The following is a 19,911-nucleotide window of genomic DNA, read 5'->3' on the forward strand; positions in this document are numbered from 1 at the left end:
CGTAAGCCTTCCCAACCGGGGAGGCTTTTTTTGTGTCCCTGACGCCAAACATCTGCTTTTGCTACACAAATTCATAAATGTAATGCAGATTATTAGTATGCATGCATACTAATTTTCATATCGGCAAAGGTACTACTTTCCCTAAATTTAACAAGCAGATTCAATACGTTGTTTACGGGGTCTCCGATACTAATGCACATACGTCTGATTTCATAAGGTAGCTGCTAAGTTTTCGCTATGTAACTTATTCATTGCCTTTGAGTCATATAGCACTTATGACTCTGACACTGATTTTTCTTTTGTCTTTTCTCAATAGCAATGCATCATCTGATACGTTACCTACTCATTCGGATAGTATTATAAATCAATCGACGTTACAAGGTATACGTCCGAAAAAAGGGCGATTATGGGCCGTAGGCGCTACGTCGTTGCTCACACTGGGTTCAACGTACGTTTATCTGGAACGGACCTGGTGGAATGGCAAGGGCGTCCCGTTTCACTTTGATGAAGGGCGAGATTTGACCTACGCCAGTGGATTAGACAAAATTGCTCATCTGGAAGGTGGCGCTTTCGTATCAGAAACGTATTACAATGCGTTCCGATGGGCTGGCGTTTCGGAACGGAAGGCGGAATGGCTAGCTCTTGGTTCAGCGGCTTTTGTGGAACTAGGGATTGAGTTGAAAGATTCTTATTCGCCCACGTATGGTTTTAGCTGGCGCGACGTAGCCGCAGGCACATTGGGTGGTTTCTGGCCAATTGCACAGCATCGGTCAGGATTTTTGCGGGATGCGCAGTGGAAAGTCAGTTATTGGCAACAAACCCCCAAATACTTTAAGGCTCGTGGTATTCCGGTACAACGCTTTTCTATTGACGATTATATCAACCAAACGTACTGGTTTTCATTTTCGCCCGAACATTTTGGCGGACAACGTTGGAAGCAAGCCTGGCCCGATTGGCTGCAACTGTCCGTTGGTATGGGCCTCGAAGCCGAAACCTGGAGTGTAAACAAAGACGGCCTGGGCGGACGACACGAATGGTACATCGCTCCAGACATTAATCTAGTGAAACTTCTAAAACCACGTAGCACGGTAGCCAAAGTGATTCTGAACGTTCTCAAATACATCAAGATTCCGGCACCCACCTTACAAATTGGTCCGAAACTACGCTGGTACTGGGTTTATTTCTGAACGGCATCCATGTCAATGCCGATTGCCTTCATGAGCTGGCTGGCGTTGAAACTCTGGCAAATGCCGTTGCGGAGCTTATAATCAAATATCAGTTCGCCGTTAAGAAGATCCGATTGGAAATGGTAATTTCTGACAAAGCCATCGGCATCCGTAAGTTGACCTAATTCAAGATCGTGTGTGGAAACAAACCCTGAAGCACTCGTGTGATTCAACTGGCGAATTAACGCTTCCGCACCCCGGTGCCGGTCGGCGGAGTTGGTGCCTTTCAGAATCTCATCCAGAAAATATAATACCGGCAGACGATCCTGAGGCATTTGCTCTCTACCACTACGTTCCTGATACGTAGCAATCGGCTGTTTTGTCAGATTGATTAACGTCTGAAGCCGCTTGAGTTCGGCATAAAACGATGACGTACTTTCCTCCAATGAGTCCTGCGTACGCATACTTGTAAACACGCGCACGGGCGAACACCAGAAACGTTCCGCACTCACGACAGCTCCCGCAAGCGCCAGTACTACGTTCGCGCCAACGGTGCGCAAAAACGTGCTTTTCCCTGACATATTCGATCCCGTAATCAACACCGTCTGCCCCGCTCCCGTCAACGTTAATGAATTAGCAACGCTACGTTCGGTTGGCAATAACGGGTGAGATGCCGACGTGAAATCCAGCGTCAGCTCGTCTTCAACGATGTCGGGCGTTACGTATGTCGGATGGGCGTAGGCAAATCCGGCTAGACTATTGAGGGCTTCCAGTTCGCCTAATGCTTCGAACCAGCGACTTAAGTCGGGCCCATAGGTTTTTCGCCACCGTTCGAGTTGAATCAAGTAATGAATGTCCCATAACGTAGCGACGCCAAACAGCAGGAAAAAATAGGGATTGCGTCGGTAGTTTAGCCCTTCTGTCAGTTTAAAAAGCTGCCCAATGGCTTCTGATGCTGAACGTTCGTTGGACGTTAACGCCCGTTGAATAGCCCGCAATCGAACCGCTTTACCTTCGATTTGCTTAGCCTGCTGAAACAAGGTCTGAAAAGCACGTAGTGCTGTCGAAATCTCAAACGTTTGCTCGCTAACTTCTTTGGCCCGTGCCGATGTTTGACTAAGAACGGCCCCGTGGATAGCTAATGCCACTAAAACCACAACGCCCGGTACGTATCCCAGCAGCCAGCTAACAAACAATCCCAACGTAATAGCCGGAAATAGGAACCGAACAATACTTAGATAACCCGGCAAGGGCGAAATCTCAGCAGTCGCCCATTTGATAAGCGCGTCCGGTGGTCGGCTAATTGTTTCCTCTACGTTAGCTACGGACTCAAACTGTTGTCGCCAGTCAATATTCGGCTTTAGTTCGGCTGCGGCCTCTTGACGAAGCCGAATGGAGTCGGGAGACGATGGAGCCTTAAGCCATCCAGCTAATCGATTCCGGCCTTCGTACGTATGGGTTCGATTGAGAAGCCGGAAGAGTGAATGTTTACCGAATACGTCTAAATCACCCGAATAATAATGCGTCGGGCCGGCAAACTGATCGCCGGTTTCAGAACGCAGATATTGACGTTTGAGTCGGGCGGTTTCATCCTGATTGATAAACACCAGTTGACGATTTAAATCCCGTTCCCGCCGAACAGTCTGGTGCTTTTTCAGCAAAACCAGAAACCCGATGATACCAATCAATAAAGTACCTGAGGCAACCAGTTGCTGATCGAGCCGAATAAGACCCCAAATGATGACAACGCAGCCAATGAACCAGATAAGCCGCCAGAAAGCCAATTGATTATACTGACGTTGGGCAGCTTGTTCGGCCTGAGAAAATTGTTGTTGACGTTGGGAAAAGATTTCGGTGGGCATATTGTAACGCGGGTGGAAACCCGCGATTGTGATTAAAATCGCGGGTTTCCACCCGCGTTACTTATTGCAGTCCTGGCAAACGCCCTGGATCAGCAAATTCATTTCTTTACGATCGTATCCTTCGGGTAATGTAACAGTCGGGATACTAACATGATCCAGACAAGTTGTTTGACCGCAGGTTTCACATTTAAAATGAACATGGTCGTGGTGGTGATGTCCCTGAGCACATGTCTCGCGACAAAGGGCATATTTTGTTCCACCTTCGTCGTCGAGAACTTTGTGAAGCAAGCCTTTATCCAGAAATGTACGTAGCGTCCGGTAAATCGTTACGCGGTCATGATCGGGGCCGAGGCCGTTTTCGATGTCATGGTGTGCCAATGCATGACCAGCGTTCAGAAACAAGTCCAGCACCTCCTCACGCCCGCTCGTATGGCGAAGACTAAAGTCTTTCAGGGTTTTCGAAGCAAGTGTCATCATTTATGGATTGGGAATGAATTACAAAAAGCTGAATCGGTTTCGGCCTCTGTGTTATTCATTATCTATTATCTCAAACTGCAATTTAACCAGATTCGCATAGATGCCGTCTTCATGAGCCGCCAATTCATCGTGGGTTCCGGACTCAGCAATCTGGCCTTCACGCATGACATAAATCATGTCGACCTTACGGATTGTAGCCAATCGGTGAGCAATAATCATTGTCGTACGGTTTTGCATCAACTCATCCAAAGCTTCCTGCACTAATCGCTCCGACTCAGCATCCAGCGAGCTGGTGGCTTCATCCAAAATCAAAATAGCCGGATCTTTTAGAATAGCCCGGGCAATGGCGATACGCTGCCGCTGGCCACCCGAGAGCTTAATGCCCCGTTCGCCAACAAGCGTTTGAAAGCCTTCCGGAAATAACTCGATAAACTGTAAAGCATTAGCCTTACGAGCAGCTTCACGCACTTCGGCTTCGGTTGACCCAGGTTTACCGTACTGAATATTTTCCATGATTGTTCCGCCAAATAACATGACTTCCTGCGGGACAATGGCAATATTTTTCCGTAACTCCGTAATGTTAAAACTAGTCAAATCCCGATCATCTACCGTGATAAAACCACCCCCAATGGGGTAATAGTGCATCAGCAGCTGAACGATCGTCGATTTTCCGGCTCCACTCTGGCCAACTAAAGCAATTTTTCGCCCAGCCGCTACGTCCAGCGAAATACCCTTCAAAACCTCTACATCGGGCCTCGAAGGATACGAGAAATGAACATCATGGAGCTGAACATGGCCCTGTATCGGAACAAACAGCGGCAATTGTTCATTTGCTTTTACCTCAGATGGTTCATGTAGAATCTCCAGAATGCGTTCCGATGCCCCCATTGTCTGTGCTAACTGCGAATACATGTCGCCCATTCCGGCTACTGAACCGCCAATAAAGGTTGTATAGACGAGGAAAGTCAGCAAGTCAGCAAAAGGCATCTCGTTCGCTAACACCAGCGAGCCGCCGTACCACACCACGCCAATAATTCCCCCGAAGAGCGTAAAAATCACGAAGGAGACAAAGATTCCCCGGTATTTGGCTGCTCGTAAGGCCATGCCAACGACACGTTGTAAAGCACTCCCATACCGATTAATTTCCAGATTTTCATTCGTAAACGCCTTCACTACGTGTACCGACTGCAATGTTTCTTCAACCACTACGTTCGCTTGTGCCAGTAAATCCTGCACCTGCTTTGACAGTTTACGGATGAAACGGCCGAAAAATAAGGCGGCCACAATCATGACAGGAAACGTAGCCAGCATGAACAGCGTGAGCTTCCAGGAAACGTAGAGTATAATACCAGTGCCGATAACCAGTGAAGCCACCTGGCGGAATAATTCAGCCAATGTCAGCGTAAATACGCCCTGTAACTGCGACACGTCAGCCGAAATGCGACTGGTTAATTCGCCAACACGCCGTTGCTCGAAAAATGAAATGGGCAACGTAATGATCTTAGCGTACGTTTCCCGGCGTACATCGGCCATCGCCCGTTCGCCTACCTGTGAGAAAAAGTAAATACGGCAAAACGAGAAAACACCCTGCGCAATCAAAACAAAGACAAAAAACAGGATAATCTGATTGAGTGTAAAGGCTGATTTCCCCTGAATGACGCTCGTAATTTGGCCAATCAGGAGCCCAAAACTCATGGTTGTAGCCGTCGACAAGACCAGAAAAATAAATCCAATAATGTATAACCCCCGATAGGGTTTTATGAACCGGAAAACACTTATCGCCTTTCGAAAACCTTCCCGAGTAAATTTCTTTTTGTCTTCTTCGCTGGCCTCTTCGCCAAAACTCTCTCTTCGCTTTGCCATTATTATTCAGTTGTAGAGCCACCAAATAGTACCTCTCTACGGATTATCTTTTTGTCCTTTGTATCCCGATTGCTCAAAAATCTGCCGGGCATCTGCGTTTCGCATCAGATCGGCGATGCTAACGCCACTATGTTCGTCATGATACCGCCCAACAATCCGCCAGCCGACCCAACGACCAATCGCACCAGGGCAAGCCTGCCCAATTTCGGCGGTAAAGGGCCGTTCATTCAAATATCGCTGTTTTATAGCTGGATTTGTTTGGTACAGCAGCTGATTATCAATAAAATGTGCCCAAACAATATCTTGGGCGTTAAACGTTTGAGTCAGTTGTTTGTCTGAATAACCGATGACTAAACTATCCGCCACCTCAGGCAACATCGCTTTCGTAAATACGTATCCTTTACCGTAATAAACCATATCGGCCAGCATCGTCTGATCCTGACGATTGGTGGCGTTATATTTATCAGAAATAGCAAAAACAATGGCCGGAACAATGTACTCTTTATCGTAGCGACGTAGAATGTATTGTGGATATTCTGGACCCTGTGGTCGAAATTTCGCAGTCGGTCCGGCAAAATAATCGAGACCGATAACAATCAGACTATCCGTAACAACCAGATCCGGTCCCATAAAACCTGTTGTCACGGTAACAACTCTGGGCGAATGGAAATCGGGAAAATCTTTTTTGATGTGTGTAAAAGCTTCGGTCAGTTGAGTACGCAGGTCGGCCATATCGCCAAATTTGGCCTGAATTTGCTCATTAAATTCGTTGAGCGCTGGATTATTGATCCGGTTGGTCAATTCTCGAACGACAGCTGTATCATTTCCGGCTCCGTTCGCGTTAAAGTACAATTGAGCCACAGCCGGATTTCGATTCAGAAACGCTCGAACGCTGTCTGGCGATTTGCTGGAAAAGAGTTGCTGATCGAGTCGAACAAACGTAACATCTTCGTTTTTTGTACACGAAGTCAATAAGCATAAGAGAAAAAGCCCCGCAAGGGCAATCCAGCCGGGGGCCATCCGTAGGTGCATGAAAATCATTAGTTTTCAATATAGAAAACGTGCAAAATTATGAAAAAAGTTGCAGGGTTAGGATTCATTTTGGTCATGCTGACAGTTATCAGTGGTCGGAGCCAATCTAAATCGACCGCGCTTTACCAACTGCGAACCAAAGAATCGACCGCAACCGAAAAGCGATTCCGCAAAATCTTGGGCGATAATTACGACGGTCAGGACCAGAATCGTCGGGATTATGACGATGATCGTAAGAAACGTCGTCAGCGGCAACAACAAGGCACGAACGAATCAACTGAGAACAACGGTTATGGCTCGGGTCCTGATTATGCCTGGCCTACTCATTTGATCGAAATGAGTATCCGCTTTGCGCCTTCGCTCGATATCAACACAGCCGAAGGGACAGGAAATTATACAGGTTTTCAGCCTAACGGGGTGGGTGCCCGGATGAGCGTTGGCCCTTCGCTCGATTATTTTTTCTTTAAAAATCGCTACGCGTTTAGCACAGGGCTTTGGTATACTATTAAGCGCTCAGGTTTTCAAATGCCTGGTACGTTCGGTTCAAGCGTCTGGAATCCTGGCGCACCTGAGAAAGAGTCGATTTACAATCTTCAATATTTACAGATTCCGGCAACGGTGAAACTGTTTGCGAATAACATCGCCCCCAACATCCGTCTGTATGTGCAGACTGGCGGTTTGTTCAGTGTGAAATTAGCTGAGAGAGCTTTAGAACAGGCACGTAACGGCTTATATACAGCAGAGAGTGGCGGAGAACGTCGTCAATACGGTTTTGGCGATATTGAGTTGCTGCTCAGAACCGGAATTCAGTATAAAATTAATCAGAATAACGCCTTCAATCTAGGCATGAGCTACCAGCGTGGTTTGATCAACGTAGCACGGGGCAGCGAACTGGTTTCCAAAAATCGGGTTGTCTCGCTGGAATTAGGGTTTAAGTTTTGAGTCAGGTATCACGGACTTTAGTCCGTATTTAAGAAGCGTACGGACTGAAGTCCGTGGTACCTGCACTAAATCCGCATCTCTATTCCCTTTTCTCGCAGATAGCTTTTCAAAACAGGAATATCGATTTCCTTGAAATGGAAAATACTGGCAGCCAGACCCGCATCGGCCTTACCCGTTGTGAATACGTCCACAAAGTGTTCCATCGACCCGGCTCCGCCCGAAGCAATGACTGGAATGTTAGCCGAGCCAGAGATCTGTGCCGTTAACTCAAGCGCGAAACCGGCTTTGGTGCCATCAGTATCCATTGAGGTTAGTAATAGTTCACCCGCTCCTCGCTCCTCAACTTCTTTCGCCCAGGCAATCGTACGCAGCTCTGTTGGTTTGCGGCCACCGTGTGTATGAACGATGTGTTCGCCGTTAACGTAACGTGTGTCAATGGCAACGACTACGCATTGACTGCCAAATTCCAACGCTAATTCGTTTACCAAATCGGGATTTCTTACGGCCGACGAATTAATCGAAATCTTGTCAGCTCCTGCATTTAGCAAAGCCGATACGTCTGCTACAGACGAAATACCGCCACCAACCGTAAACGGAATATTGATCGTATGTGCTACGTTGCGAACAAGCTCAATTAAGGTTTTTCGCTCATCGACTGTAGCGGTAATATCCAGAAAAACCAGTTCGTCAGCTCCCTGTTCGGCGTAAATGGCGGCCAGGGCAACCGGATCGCCAGCATCGCGCAGGTTGACGAAATTCGTGCCTTTTACGGTGCGACCATCTTTTATGTCGAGGCAGGGAATAATACGTTTGGTAAGCATTAGTAAGCGGTAAAAGCTTTAATAGACATTGTATTTTCGGGACTATCAATCGGCTTAAAACCAAATTGTGTGTAAAGCCCGTGGGCGTCTTGTGTAACCAGCATTATCCGACGTAAGCCCTGCAAAACCGGATAAGCCATGATGAAGGCTACTAGTTGTTTTGACAGGCCTTGTCCACGGTGTTCCGGTAAAATGAACACATCCGCTAGATAGCTGAACGTAGCGAAGTCAGTTATCACCCGTGCAAAACCAACCTGTTCATCACCCCGATATACGCCGAAACAGAGCGAATTCTCAATCGACCGCTGGACAATCTCAATCGGAATGTTCCGGCACCAATACGCTTCCTGACTTAGAAACTGATGAATAACGGCCAGATTAAGTTTCGTTTTATCGGTGCTGATGGTGTATTTGGGTGTCATGATTTGACAGGATGATTAAGCAGATGTATTAGTTAGAAGATCGAAAAAGAACAGCCAGTTTATTTAGAATAGTCACTACTTTCCGTAGTTCAGCAATGTTGGGCTTATGTTCCAGATAGCCTCGCGGATTTCCATAACTAGCGCTTTGATAACTAGTGGCGCTAAATACTTCAAAATAATAGCCTTCGCCATCAGCAATAAGAACTCTAGTGTCATTGCGAAGTTTGGCCTTGACGCTAACAATCCCATCCGCTTCCACCACGTTCCAGGTTGAATCTTTTGGCGGTTTTGCAAAAAGCTGGTCATGGATAACTACCTCATTGGGTGGACCAAGAATTCCCTGCTGTACGAATTGCTCCCAAAGCGTATTATCAATTGGGATTGTAGGATTTGGATTCAATTGCACTGCATACCTAAAACCTTGTCTGTCAGATTCTATAAGGTATTTAGATACACTGAATTGCTTCTCCTTTTTAGTCAATATGTAAAGCATTTGCGCTTCGCCATAACGTAAAGCCTGATCATTCCAGATACGTACTTCATACTCTCCTTCCTTCAGTTCCGGAGTTTTCAAGCGCATTTTTTTTGCCAGAGTTTGAAAGCGTAGTTTCGTCGTAGAATCAGTCGAGACGCCTGCCAATGCGTTCATTGACACAACACATGCGAACATCAGGAAAATGGCGAGTCGTTTCATACGAGCCGTAATCTATTACTCAGCAAACTGTCTCAATTCTTTCAACGTAACGCGTCCTTCGTAAATCGCTTTGCCCACGATAACGCCGAATATATCCATATCGGCCAGCGTTTCAATATCACTCATAGTACTGACACCCCCGCTAGCAATGATGTTCAGGTCAGGAAAACGGTCCTGTAAGTTGCGGTATAAATCGAACGATGGTCCTTGCAAAAGGCCGTCTTTTGCTACGTCGGTGCTGATAACGTACTGAATACCTTTTTCGACCCATTTCTCTACGAAATCATAAATCCAGACATCGGTGCCTTCTTCCCAGCCACTAACGGCTATTTTCTCATTCTTAGCATCGGCACCCAGAATGATTTTCTCTGAACCGAGCCGCGAAAGCCACCGTTCCATTACGTCGGGTTGCTTCATAGCAATACTTCCGCCCGTCACCTGTTTAGCTCCACATTCGAAAACCATACGCAGATCATCGTCAGACTGAACGCCACCACCAAAATCAACGTGCAGACTGGTTTTCGACGCAATCAATTCCAGTACCTTCCAGTTGATTACACGCTTTTCTTTAGCCCCATCAAGATCTACCAAATGCAGACGAGTCAAGCCAGCGTCTTCAAACTGTTGCGCCACTTCCAGCGGACGGGCGTTGTATTCTTTTTTCTGGCTATAATCGCCCTGCGTTAATCGGACGGCTTTACCTTCGATGATATCGATAGCGGGGATAATGTGCATTAGATTTTAGGAAGAAAGAGAAAAGACGCAAGAGGTAAGATAAAGTAGCGAGAGGCCAAGCGTACTAATGTAGGAATTGGAAGTAGGAATGAGTTCAAAAAGCTCTTAGTGAGTTTACGTTGTAGACCATAAATCATTCGCTGAACTTCCTGAGTCTTCTGAATAACTTCATCTATAACTCTCTGACTAGCAAAATTAAGGTTAAGTGAGAGAATCAATTGAGTCTCTACTTCGTATGCCGACGAGAGACTTATCGATAGAAAACGAACAAAATCTTTATCAGACCTGCCTGACCCTTCAGCAATATTGGAAGGAATAGAAACTGCAGCTCGCCGTATCTGTGATGTTAAACCAAAACGTTCATCTTCGGGGAAATTAGAAGATAGTTGATAAATGTCTTTTACTAAAGAACGAGCTAGTTGCCATACCTTAAGTTCTCTAAAATTATGTGATTGCATAGTAGGTGTGTTTATCTTTCTTCTTTTATCTTTTTCTCTTGCTTCTATAAAGAAAGAAAATTCTCCAGAATCCGCTGACCTTCGTTCCCGCTGATTTCAGCGTGAAACTGCGCTGCGTAGAAATTATCCCGGTGAAGCATCGCGCTGAACGGTCGAATGTAATCGCAAGTGGCGGTTGTTTCGGGGCAAACATCGGCGGCATAACTGTGGACGAAATACATATAGGCGCTTTCTGGAAGGCCATTGGTTAGCGGCCCACGCAGATCGTGAATGTTATTCCAGCCCGTATGCGGCACTTTGAAACCAGTCACTGCCGAAAATCGCCGAACGTCAATATCGAAAATCCCCATACAGGTTGTATCGTTCTCTTCTGAATAACGACACATGAGCTGCATCCCTACGCACGTACCGAGAACAGGCTGTTTCAACGACGGAATCAATTTATCAAGCCCACGTTCCCGCAGATAAGCCATCGCCGTACTGGCTTCACCCACACCGGGAAAAATGACCTTGTCTGCCGAGCGTATCTCGGTCTCATCGTCGGTAAGCAGATAGCTGGCTCCTATTCGCTCCAGCGCGTACATGACCGACTGTACATTTCCAGCGTTGTATTTGATGATGACAGTTTTCATAAAGCAAAAGCCCGGCTCCTTAGCAGAACCGGGCTTTGTATATTGTGGAAATCAGGATTATCTCACCGAACTCACAAACACGCGCATCTCGTTCTGCTGCGTTACCGCCCAGAACGATGCCGATGATAGGTGCTTGTTAATATCATACTGCAAAGGTAAGTATCTGAGTCTGTAGTTCAAAAAACTCCTTTACATAGTCCTATGAGTTAATCTATCCGACGCGTTCTAATTTTTTGGATAGTTACTGTAGTAAAACAGCCTACTAGCTCTGTAAGGCGTTCGGATAATAGTTTGGTCAAAACTTGACGCATAGCTTCTGTTTCTTTAAAATGGTATCGAAGAAACAAAACACTTATACCTTTCACATTATGAGCAAATACCCACTCACCAAAATCTTTGTCTTCGGTTAGAATAATACGAGGAGGATTACGAGATGACTCGATAACCGTTTCATCACGAATGCCTCGGTTCGATTCATATACCGAGTATATCTCAATACCTAACCCGCGAATGGTTAGAATCAGGCTATGATCAATGTTTTCGTCAGCAATAATCATGCTGCATTCAAAATAATTACCTCTTCATTCGCTAATATATCAGATGCGTACATCAATGCCGCTAACACGTCATCCTCTTCCAAATGTGGGTACATCACTATTAAATCTTTTGTGGTAGCACCTTCGGAAAGTTTTCGCAGGAGCAATTCGACCGTAATTCGGGTACCTCTGATAACAGGTTTACCCAACATAATTCGATGGTCAGAAATAATCCGTTCTTTATAGTTCATAAGATACAATATTAATCAAAACAAACTCCCCTGCACCACTTTAGGCTGTAGAACTGGCTCACGCAGGTTTAGGCCACAATGCTTATTTAGTTCGCGAATCCAATATAGAATTAGTTCAGGTGCTGTATCATTGTCGCCACCGCCGTGAATAAATAAATAAGCGGTTTGCAGGCCTTTCTCAAACCAGGTTTTTAATCGTTGTACCCAGGCATCGACGCGCGTGTAATCGGTTGGATGGCCTTCGTTAGCAATAAAACGTAGTGTCAAAACAGGGCTACTTAGGCCCATATGCAATACATCGCGTCGCCCCGCTACGTCTGAAATGACTACGTGCCGACGTAGCAGATAAAGTCGTTCGAGTGTCTGTTGCCATGTGGCAGCTTTACTGAACCAGTCGGGATGGCGAAATTCGACCGCTACGTCTAATTCATCGGGCAGGCTTTTGAGATAGGCTTCCAGTATAGGCCATTTCTCTGGTCCGAAGGTGGGCGGTAATTGCAGAAATGTCATACCCAGAAACTCTTCCAGATTTAGTACGGTATTCACGAATTCTTCGGTGAATGTTTCCGCAGCGATTAACTGCCGTTCGTGGCTAATAATCTGCGGAAATTTGGGGCAATACGTAAACCCAGGTGTTGCTTCCGCTTTCCACTTTTCGATCATACCCGCCGTCGGAATCTGATAGTGCGTTAGATTCAGTTCAATCGTGTTGAATTGTCGGGTATAATAATGTAAAAAATCACGCTCTTTAGCGATGGACGGATAGACTTTTCCTACGTAATCTTTGTTAGCCCAAATCGGACCACCGATGAATACGGTAGGCTGGCTGCGGTAAGTCGGTTCAACGCCGTCCCAAATACGCGCGTTGAACGCGGCACCGGGTGGCAGTATAAAATTTACCGCATCAGGATTCTGTGTTTTTCCGAATTCCATAATTTGTTGAGTCAGACGGCACGGGTCACGGCGGGGAACTGCGCCCCACGTCGAAGCGGAAGTATTGTTGTAAAACTGGCAAAGACCCGCTTTCGTTTTTTCGCCCTAGTCAATTTAACTAATTTTGCTTTTTATCCGTAATCTCAACGCTGATTTTTACTGTATGCATTTTCAGTAAAGCCAAAACGATTGAGTTTCAACTGAATTATGATTTCAAAGACATACGCCCCCCAGGAAATTGAAGAAAAATGGTATCAATATTGGCTTGATAACCAATTTTTTAAATCTGTTCCCGACGATCGTGAGCCTTACACGGTTGTGATTCCACCCCCGAACGTAACGGGTGTGTTACACATGGGCCACATGCTCAACAATACCATTCAGGACGTATTGATCCGTAAGGCTCGTATGGAAGGCAAAAATGCGTGCTGGGTACCCGGAACTGATCATGCCAGCATTGCCACGGAAGCCAAAGTGGTAGCGATGCTCAAGGAACGAGGCATTAGCAAGCGTGACCTTAACCGCGAAGAATTTCTAGAATACGCCTGGGAATGGACGCACAAATACGGTGGTATTATTCTTCAGCAACTCCGTAAACTCGGCGCTTCCTGCGATTGGGATCGGACACGCTTCACGATGGAGCCCGCCCTCCACGACTCCGTGATCGACGTATTTGTTGACTTGTATAATAAAGGTCAGATTTACCGGGGTGTTCGCATGGTCAACTGGGACCCGCAGGGACGTACTGCCGTTTCGGATGAGGAAGTTATCACGAAGGAAATCCAGCAAAAACTCGTTTATATCCGGTATGAAATAGCTGGGAGCAAGGAACAAGGAGCAGAAGCTGACTATATCACGATTGCGACCGTTCGACCGGAGACGATTATGGCCGATGCGGCCATCGCCGTTAACCCAAACGACGAGCGATATAAACATCTGCACGGCAAGAAAGCGCTTATTCCGCTGATTAACCGTGAGATTCCAATCATTACTGACGAATACGTAACGATGGATTTCGGAACGGGTGGCCTGAAAGTTACGCCCGCGCACGACCCGAACGATTACACGCTGGGTATCACGCACAATTTGCCCGTACTGGATATTCTCAATGACGATGGTACGTTGAACGAGAAAGCGCAGATTCTGGTTGGAGTAGATCGGTTTGCAGCCCGGAAAGCCATTATTAAGATGCTGGAAGAATCCGGCAATCTGGTCAAAACGGAAGATTATAAATCGAATGTTGGTACGTCGGAGCGGACCGGAGCGGTTATTGAGCCGAAGCTCTCGTTACAGTGGTTCCTGAAAATGGACGAACTTTCGAAACCTGCGTTGAAGAACGTAATGGACGATACCATTCAGCTGGTTCCGCCAAAATTCAAAAACATGTATCGAGCCTGGATGGAAAACGTCCACGACTGGTGCATCAGTCGCCAATTATGGTGGGGCCAGCGTATTCCGGCGTTTTATATGCAGGATGGAACTGTCATCGTAGCCAAGAACAAGCACGAGGCTCTGGAAAAAGTGCAACATGAAATGCTGCTCTTTGCGATGACCGAAGCCGATTTGACGCAGGATGAGGACGTATTGGATACGTGGTTCTCGTCGTGGCTCTGGCCAATGTCGGTATTCGATGGGCTGAAGGACCCGGACAATGCAGATATCAATTATTATTATCCCACAAACGACCTCGTTACGGCTCCCGAAATTCTGTTTTTCTGGGTTGCCCGGATGATTATCGCTGGCTACGAGTATCGGGGTGAAGCACCTTTCAAAAACGTTTACCTGACGGGTATCGTCCGCGATAAGCTAGGCCGTAAGATGTCCAAATCATTGGGTAACTCGCCCGACCCGCTCGATCTGATTGACCAGTATGGAGCCGATGGCGTACGTACCGGTATGTTGTTCAGCTCGGCGGCTGGTAATGACCTGATGTTCGACGAAAAGCTGGTTGAGCAGGGTCGTAATTTCAGCAACAAAATATGGAATGCATTCCGGTTAGTAAAGGGCTGGACGGTTAGTGAAGAGAATGCGGGTAACATCAATCAGTTGGCTATTGGCTGGTTTGAATCGAAGCTTAACGCTACGTTGATTCAGATTGAGGATGATTTCAGTAAATTCCGTATTTCTGATGCCTTACAGGCCGTTTACAAGCTTATCTGGGATGATTTCTGTTCGCAGTATCTGGAATTAATCAAGCCTGGTTTCGAGCAGCCTATTGATTCTGTTACGTATGCGGCTACGATCAATTTCTTCGAGCGGCTGATGAGCTTAGCGCATCCATTTATGCCATTTATTACCGAAGAAATCTGGCAGGATATTCGCGAGCGGAAGCCGGGCGATAGCATCTGTATCGCGCCTTTTCCCAAAGCTGGAGCCGTAGATACTCAGACGCTAACTGATTTTGATACGTTGTTTGACGTGATTTCCAACGTGCGAAACATACGTAATGCAAAACAGATTTCGCCAAAGATCGCTTTGCCATTGGCCATAAAAACAGCCGTTCAGGACCGATTTAAGCCGCTTGAGCCATTGATTAGTAAAATGGCGAATGTCTCTGAGATCAGCTACGTTCAGGAAAAAGCCCAGGGTGTTGCCTTCTTAATTAAGAGCGACGAGTTTTTCGTTAACGTCGTTGGTGAGATTGACGCAGAACAGGAAGTTGCCAGCACTCGCAAAGAACTAGAATACAATACAGGCTTCCGCGATTCGGTCCTTAAGAAATTGTCGAATGAGAAATTTGTGGCCAACGCAAAATCCGAGATTATCGAACGCGAGCGTCAGAAACTTGCGGATGCCGATGCGAAGATTCAGGCCTTACAACAACGTCTAGTCGATTTAGGCGCATAATTGCCTATCCGTTTCCTTCATATTTAGTGCCTAATTATGAAAGGATTTGTATCCATTTACAAAATTTGGCAACAAATTTTAGAGCAATAGTACAATTATTTAGTTAAATAATTGTACTATTGCTTCGTAAACTGACCACGTTGGGCATGAACAAGTGCATCTTTCTAGACCGTGATGGCGTATTAAACGAAGATCGAACAGACTACGTTTATCGGGTTGAAGATTTTATTATTCCCGATGGCGTACCGGAAGCATTACGTTCGCTGAAAGATGCAGGTTACCTGCTTATCGTGATCACGAACCAGGCTGGCATCGCGAAAGGTCTTTATACGCGCGAGGACGTAATGACTTGTTATAATTATTTGCAGGAACGATGCGATCAGGTTATTGATGATATTTACTACTGCCCTCATCACCCTAACTACGATAGTGAGTCGCTTACCCGCAAGCCTGGTTCACTGCTACTCGAAAAAGCAATAGCTAAATACAACATCGAACCCGACGAATCGTGGATGATTGGTGATGCCCTTCGTGATATGCAGGCAGGGCGTCGGGTTGGTGTCCGGACAGTACGTATTGCCCATGAATCACAATCTTCTTCTGAGTGCGACGGTTGCGCACCGAATTTATTAGAAGCGTCGCGGTTTGTGCTTCAGTACGCTTAAAAAAATCTCCGCTTTTTCTCTAAAGCGGAGTCATTCATCACTTAACTGTTTCTTAAGCGCGCACCTGCGTCGTCGCCGGAACTGGCTTTTGTAGACTGCCATAAGCAGGACAAGTTGCTTTACGCGAACACGCTCCCAGCGACAACGTAGCAAGTAGAGTCGTAAAAATCAGTAATTTTTTCATGAATTCTTCCGTCCTTTTGTAATAACACTCAGATAGTTAAACGAATATAATCGTTATATGTGTATATTCTTCTGGCCATGGACGAATTAATTCGTCCATGGCATTTATCAATTTTCTTCTTTAATCAGCTCCGCTTCCTCTTCACGTTCTTCAGCGGCCTCGGTTGCTTCCAACTCCGTCATACCAGGCTCGGCACCACCGTAGCCCAGAATTTTCAGCATCACTTCGCTATTTTGTTCTGGCGCAAATAATCGCGTTCGTAAATTTCCTTCTTCGTCTTTATCAACAATAACATGCTGCGGAGCCGGAATTAAACAGTGTTGAATGCCACCATAACCACCCAGCGATTCCTGGTACGCTCCCGTATGGAACAAACCAATGTATTGATCTTCAGCATCCTGATCAAAAATTGGCAGATATAAATCAGCACTATGGGCTTCGGTATTATAAAAATCGTGCGAATCGCAGGTCAATCCACCCAGATTTACTTTCTGATAAGGATTATCCCAGTTGTTAACCGAAAGCATTATGTATTTCTGCCCTAAACCCCATGAGTCTGGTAATTGCGTAATGAACGAACCGTCAATCATGTACCACAATTCTTTGTCGTTTTGTAGCTTCTGATCAATCACTTTGTATATAACCGCACCACTTTCACCAACTGTATAGGAACCAAACTCCGTAAAAATATGCGGAACCGGTACATTGTTTTTATTGCAAATCCACTGGATACTTTCCACGATCTGATCAATCATGGCCTGATAATCATACGTAAATTGGAACGATGTCTGAATAGGCATGCCTCCCCCAATATCAATCGAGTCAAGGTCAGGACACATTTTCCGTAGTTCGCAATATTTATACATAAAGCGACTCAGTTCACTCCAATAATAGGCGCTGTCCTTAATACCAGTATTAATAAAAAAATGCAACATTTTGAGCTTAAATCGCTCATTCGGTTGAATCTTACTACGGTATAATTCATTTACGTCGCTATAACGAATACCTAGCCGTGAGGTGTAGAAGGCAAAGTTTGGCTCTTCATCTGTAGCAATCCGGATTCCAAAATTTACCGTATCAGCCGTTACCGAGTTTTCATAAGCCTCTATTTCCTTGAGATTATCAAGAACTGGAATACAATTCGTGAAGCCTTCATTGATCAACTCACTTATGTATTGGGTATACAATGGCCTTTTGTAACCATTACAGACAATATAAGTATTCTTAGAAACCTTACCCATCTTTACTAACTCCCGAATAATAGGAATGTCGTAAGCCGAAGAGGTTTCAAGATGAATATTATTTTTGAGTGCTTCTTCGAGCACAAAACGGAAGTGAGATGACTTTGTGCAATAACAGTACGTATAGTTACCCTTATAGTTGTACCGTTTCATAGCATTTTTAAACAGCAATTTAGCATGTTCGATATGCTCTGTAATTTTCGGTAAATACGTTAGCTTTAGGGGCGTACCGTATTGTTTGACAATGTCCATTAACGGAACATTATTGAACATCAGTTCATTTTTTTCGACATTAAACTCCCGAGTTGGAAACTCAAATGTCTGGTCAATCAGGTCATAATACGTCTTCATCCCTTCGTTCGGTGCATAAATGGACGGCTTGCCGTTGCGGTTTGTGTTTCTAAGAAAACAGGCGCGAATTTGGTCCCGAAAATCGGGCTTTGCAACTATAATCCGTTCGCAACTTGGTTAACGAAAAAGGTAAGAGTTTGATTCGGGAACAGCCTAAATTTAACATATTAGACTCATTGGACTGAAGTCTCGAAATCAGCCCGTCAGGCAAACCAAAAAGAAGCTGTATTTTTGCCTCTAACAACTGACAAATTTTATCGAATGCCACAGGCCATTCACTTTATTTCCATCGGTGGCAGCACCATGCACAATCTTGCCCTGGCTCTTCAACAGCAGGGTTATCTTATTACAGGCTCCGATGACAAAATTTATGAGCCTTCGCAGTCACGTTTACAGAAGTATGGTTTATTACCACCCGAAACAGGCTGGTTTCCCAGCAAAATTCATTCCGGCTTAAAAGCTATCGTTGTCGGAATGCACGCTCGTAAGGACAATCCTGAGCTGGTCAAAGCTTTAGAGCTCGATTTGCCTATTTATTCATATCCCGAATTTATTTACCAGCAGAGTCAGCAAAAACAACGCATAGTAATTGCCGGTAGTCATGGAAAAACGACCATTACAGCGATGGTTTTACATACTCTAAAATTCCATAACCGTACTTTCGATTATTGGATTGGTGATTCCATTGATGGTTTTGACACCACAGTTAAGTTAACATCTGGCCTAAACGGTTCTGCAGCACCAATAATAATTATCGAAGGTGACGAATATGCGTCATCTCCCATTGATTCACGGCCCAAGTTTTTACATTACCAACCACATATCGCCCTTATTAGCGGAATTGCCTGGGATCATGTCAACACATATCCAACTTGGGAAGAATACGTCGATCAATTTGAGTCGCTCGCTGAAGCTATGCCAAAAGCTGGAGTTCTGATCTTTGATGAGTCTGATGACATGCTCGACGTTATCGGCCAAAAAGAACGTACTGATATTACTAAAATTCCTTACGTAGCTCATCCCAATAAAATTGTAAATGGTCAGACATACCTCATCACTAAGCAGGATCGCCAGGTAGCAGTGCAGATTTTTGGCGATCATAATATGAAAAACATTGCGGGGGCGATAGCCGTATGTGACCGTATTGGTATCACAGAAGACCAGTTTTATGAAGCTATTCCTACATTTAAAGGGGTAGCTCAACGTTTAGAAAAAATTGCTGAGAAAGGAGAACGGGTTTTTTATCATGATTCTGCTCATTCTCCTGCTAAAGTGGAAGCAGCAACAGAGGCAGTAAAACATCAATATCCGGACAAGCGATTGCTAGCAGTTTTGGAATTGCATCCGTTTAATACTTTGAACACAAGCTTTTTAGAACAGTATAAGGGCACGTTAGATAAAGCGGATACAGCCATCATTTATTTTAACACAAATGATTTAGAAGGCGCTCGAAAGGGAGATTCGATCAACTTAAAGGACTTTATAACAGCTTTTGATAAATCAAATCTTCAGGCTTTTACTAGTATTACTAAGCTACAGAACTATTTAAGTCAGCAAAGCGACAAAGCCCAAGCATTTTTATTCATGGGTTCTGAGATAGTTCAAAATCTGGATTTAAATACTATTGCCGGGAGTTTATAATACAGAAGCCATTGCCTATCGGCAGAGGTAGATTGTAGATGGCCTTAAAACGCATCGAGCCTGTCATTGCTGACAGGCTCGCTACTCTATATCAAAGGTGGCACCTTCCTACTCTCCCGCTTGTGACAGCAGTACCATCGGCAGTACGGGGCTTAACG

20 protein-coding genes are annotated in these 19,911 nt (G+C 45.4%); 5 read left to right on the forward strand and 15 right to left on the reverse strand.

Annotated features, from left to right (window positions below; genetic code table 11):
* Window positions 1-275 precede the first annotated feature (275 nt).
* Window positions 276-1,187 (forward strand): DUF2279 domain-containing protein, encoded by a 912-nt coding sequence (locus IC230_RS18535; RefSeq protein ID WP_191040524.1) that lies wholly within the window; start codon window positions 276-278, stop codon window positions 1,185-1,187.
* On the opposite strand, the gene IC230_RS18540 is transcribed toward IC230_RS18535, so the two are convergent.
* Genes IC230_RS18540 through gldB form a run of 4 tightly spaced genes read right to left on the reverse strand, consistent with a single transcriptional unit; the run spans window position 1,178 to window position 6,400 of the window.
* Window positions 1,178-3,028: a MutS-related protein gene (locus tag IC230_RS18540; protein ID WP_191040525.1), complete on the reverse strand. Its 1,851-nt coding sequence runs from the start codon at window positions 3,026-3,028 to the stop codon at window positions 1,178-1,180. The two genes, IC230_RS18535 and IC230_RS18540, sit on opposite strands and share 10 nt — an antisense overlap.
* Before the next feature lie 57 nt (window positions 3,029-3,085).
* Complete coding sequence (locus IC230_RS18545) at window positions 3,086-3,502, reverse strand: Fur family transcriptional regulator (protein WP_191040557.1); 417 nt, start codon at window positions 3,500-3,502, stop codon at window positions 3,086-3,088.
* A gap of 54 nt (window positions 3,503-3,556) precedes the next feature.
* Window positions 3,557-5,368, reverse strand: coding sequence for an ABC transporter ATP-binding protein (locus IC230_RS18550; RefSeq protein ID WP_191040526.1), 1,812 nt, complete (start codon window positions 5,366-5,368; stop codon window positions 3,557-3,559).
* A 36-nt stretch (window positions 5,369-5,404) separates the two neighbouring features.
* The gene (gldB, locus tag IC230_RS18555; RefSeq protein ID WP_191040558.1) at window positions 5,405-6,400 is read right to left on the reverse strand and encodes a gliding motility lipoprotein GldB; all 996 of its coding nucleotides are present in this window, start codon (window positions 6,398-6,400) and stop codon (window positions 5,405-5,407) included.
* 39 nt (window positions 6,401-6,439) lie between these two features.
* Here gldB and IC230_RS18560 point away from each other — a divergent pair, with 39 nt between their 5' ends.
* Complete coding sequence (locus IC230_RS18560) at window positions 6,440-7,342, forward strand: porin family protein (RefSeq protein ID WP_191040527.1); 903 nt, start codon at window positions 6,440-6,442, stop codon at window positions 7,340-7,342.
* A 65-nt stretch (window positions 7,343-7,407) separates the two neighbouring features.
* Here the strand turns inward: IC230_RS18560 and hisF are convergent, their stop codons facing one another.
* The 9 genes from hisF to IC230_RS18605 form a co-directional block, all read right to left on the reverse strand.
* Window positions 7,408-8,163, reverse strand: a complete 756-nt coding sequence (gene hisF / locus IC230_RS18565) for an imidazole glycerol phosphate synthase subunit HisF (protein ID WP_191040528.1) — start codon at window positions 8,161-8,163, stop codon at window positions 7,408-7,410.
* Entirely contained in the window at window positions 8,163-8,585 is a 423-nt protein-coding gene (locus tag IC230_RS18570) for a GNAT family N-acetyltransferase (protein ID WP_191040529.1), read from the reverse strand. Before IC230_RS18570 ends, hisF begins: the two co-directional genes overlap by 1 nt.
* A 28-nt stretch (window positions 8,586-8,613) precedes the next feature.
* Complete coding sequence (locus IC230_RS18575; protein WP_191040530.1) at window positions 8,614-9,279, reverse strand: hypothetical protein; 666 nt, start codon at window positions 9,277-9,279, stop codon at window positions 8,614-8,616.
* Window positions 9,280-9,294: 15 nt separating this feature from the next.
* Window positions 9,295-10,014, reverse strand: coding sequence for a 1-(5-phosphoribosyl)-5-[(5-phosphoribosylamino)methylideneamino]imidazole-4-carboxamide isomerase (gene hisA / locus IC230_RS18580; protein WP_191040531.1), 720 nt, complete (start codon window positions 10,012-10,014; stop codon window positions 9,295-9,297).
* Window positions 10,014-10,472, reverse strand: a complete 459-nt coding sequence (locus IC230_RS18585) for a four helix bundle protein (protein WP_191040532.1) — start codon at window positions 10,470-10,472, stop codon at window positions 10,014-10,016. Before IC230_RS18585 ends, hisA begins: the two co-directional genes overlap by 1 nt.
* Before the next feature lie 44 nt (window positions 10,473-10,516).
* Window positions 10,517-11,104, reverse strand: coding sequence for an imidazole glycerol phosphate synthase subunit HisH (gene hisH / locus IC230_RS18590; RefSeq protein ID WP_191040533.1), 588 nt, complete (start codon window positions 11,102-11,104; stop codon window positions 10,517-10,519).
* Between the two features lie 206 nt (window positions 11,105-11,310).
* On the reverse strand, window positions 11,311-11,661 hold the full coding sequence (locus IC230_RS18595) for a DUF5615 family PIN-like protein (protein WP_191040534.1): 351 nt from the start codon (window positions 11,659-11,661) through the stop codon (window positions 11,311-11,313).
* The gene (locus IC230_RS18600) at window positions 11,658-11,891 is read right to left on the reverse strand and encodes a DUF433 domain-containing protein (RefSeq protein WP_191040535.1); all 234 of its coding nucleotides are present in this window, start codon (window positions 11,889-11,891) and stop codon (window positions 11,658-11,660) included. The genes IC230_RS18595 and IC230_RS18600 overlap by 4 nt, the downstream gene beginning before the upstream one ends.
* A gap of 15 nt (window positions 11,892-11,906) precedes the next feature.
* Window positions 11,907-12,824 (reverse strand): DUF72 domain-containing protein, encoded by a 918-nt coding sequence (locus IC230_RS18605; protein WP_191040536.1) that lies wholly within the window; start codon window positions 12,822-12,824, stop codon window positions 11,907-11,909.
* 207 nt (window positions 12,825-13,031) lie between these two features.
* On the opposite strand from IC230_RS18605, the gene IC230_RS18610 reads away from it, so the two are divergent.
* Together IC230_RS18610 and IC230_RS18615 are read left to right on the forward strand one after the other, a co-directional pair.
* Window positions 13,032-15,671: a valine--tRNA ligase gene (locus IC230_RS18610; protein WP_191040537.1), complete on the forward strand. Its 2,640-nt coding sequence runs from the start codon at window positions 13,032-13,034 to the stop codon at window positions 15,669-15,671.
* A 146-nt stretch (window positions 15,672-15,817) separates the two neighbouring features.
* Window positions 15,818-16,336: a D-glycero-alpha-D-manno-heptose-1,7-bisphosphate 7-phosphatase gene (locus IC230_RS18615; RefSeq protein WP_191040538.1), complete on the forward strand. Its 519-nt coding sequence runs from the start codon at window positions 15,818-15,820 to the stop codon at window positions 16,334-16,336.
* 52 nt (window positions 16,337-16,388) lie between these two features.
* On the opposite strand, the gene IC230_RS34500 is transcribed toward IC230_RS18615, so the two are convergent.
* Together IC230_RS34500 and IC230_RS18620 are read right to left on the reverse strand one after the other, a co-directional pair.
* Entirely contained in the window at window positions 16,389-16,520 is a 132-nt protein-coding gene (locus IC230_RS34500; protein ID WP_262893170.1) for a hypothetical protein, read from the reverse strand.
* Between the two features lie 107 nt (window positions 16,521-16,627).
* Window positions 16,628-18,112 (reverse strand): type III PLP-dependent enzyme domain-containing protein, encoded by a 1,485-nt coding sequence (locus tag IC230_RS18620; RefSeq protein WP_191040539.1) that lies wholly within the window; start codon window positions 18,110-18,112, stop codon window positions 16,628-16,630.
* Between the two features lie 261 nt (window positions 18,113-18,373).
* Here IC230_RS18620 and IC230_RS18625 point away from each other — a divergent pair, with 261 nt between their 5' ends.
* Window positions 18,374-19,753, forward strand: a complete 1,380-nt coding sequence (locus IC230_RS18625) for a UDP-N-acetylmuramate--L-alanine ligase (protein WP_191040540.1) — start codon at window positions 18,374-18,376, stop codon at window positions 19,751-19,753.
* The last annotated feature ends 158 nt before the right edge of the window (window positions 19,754-19,911 follow it).

This window comes from Spirosoma validum (assembly GCF_014699035.1).
In the GTDB taxonomy this organism is placed as follows: Bacteria; Bacteroidota; Bacteroidia; order Cytophagales; family Spirosomataceae; genus Spirosoma; species Spirosoma validum.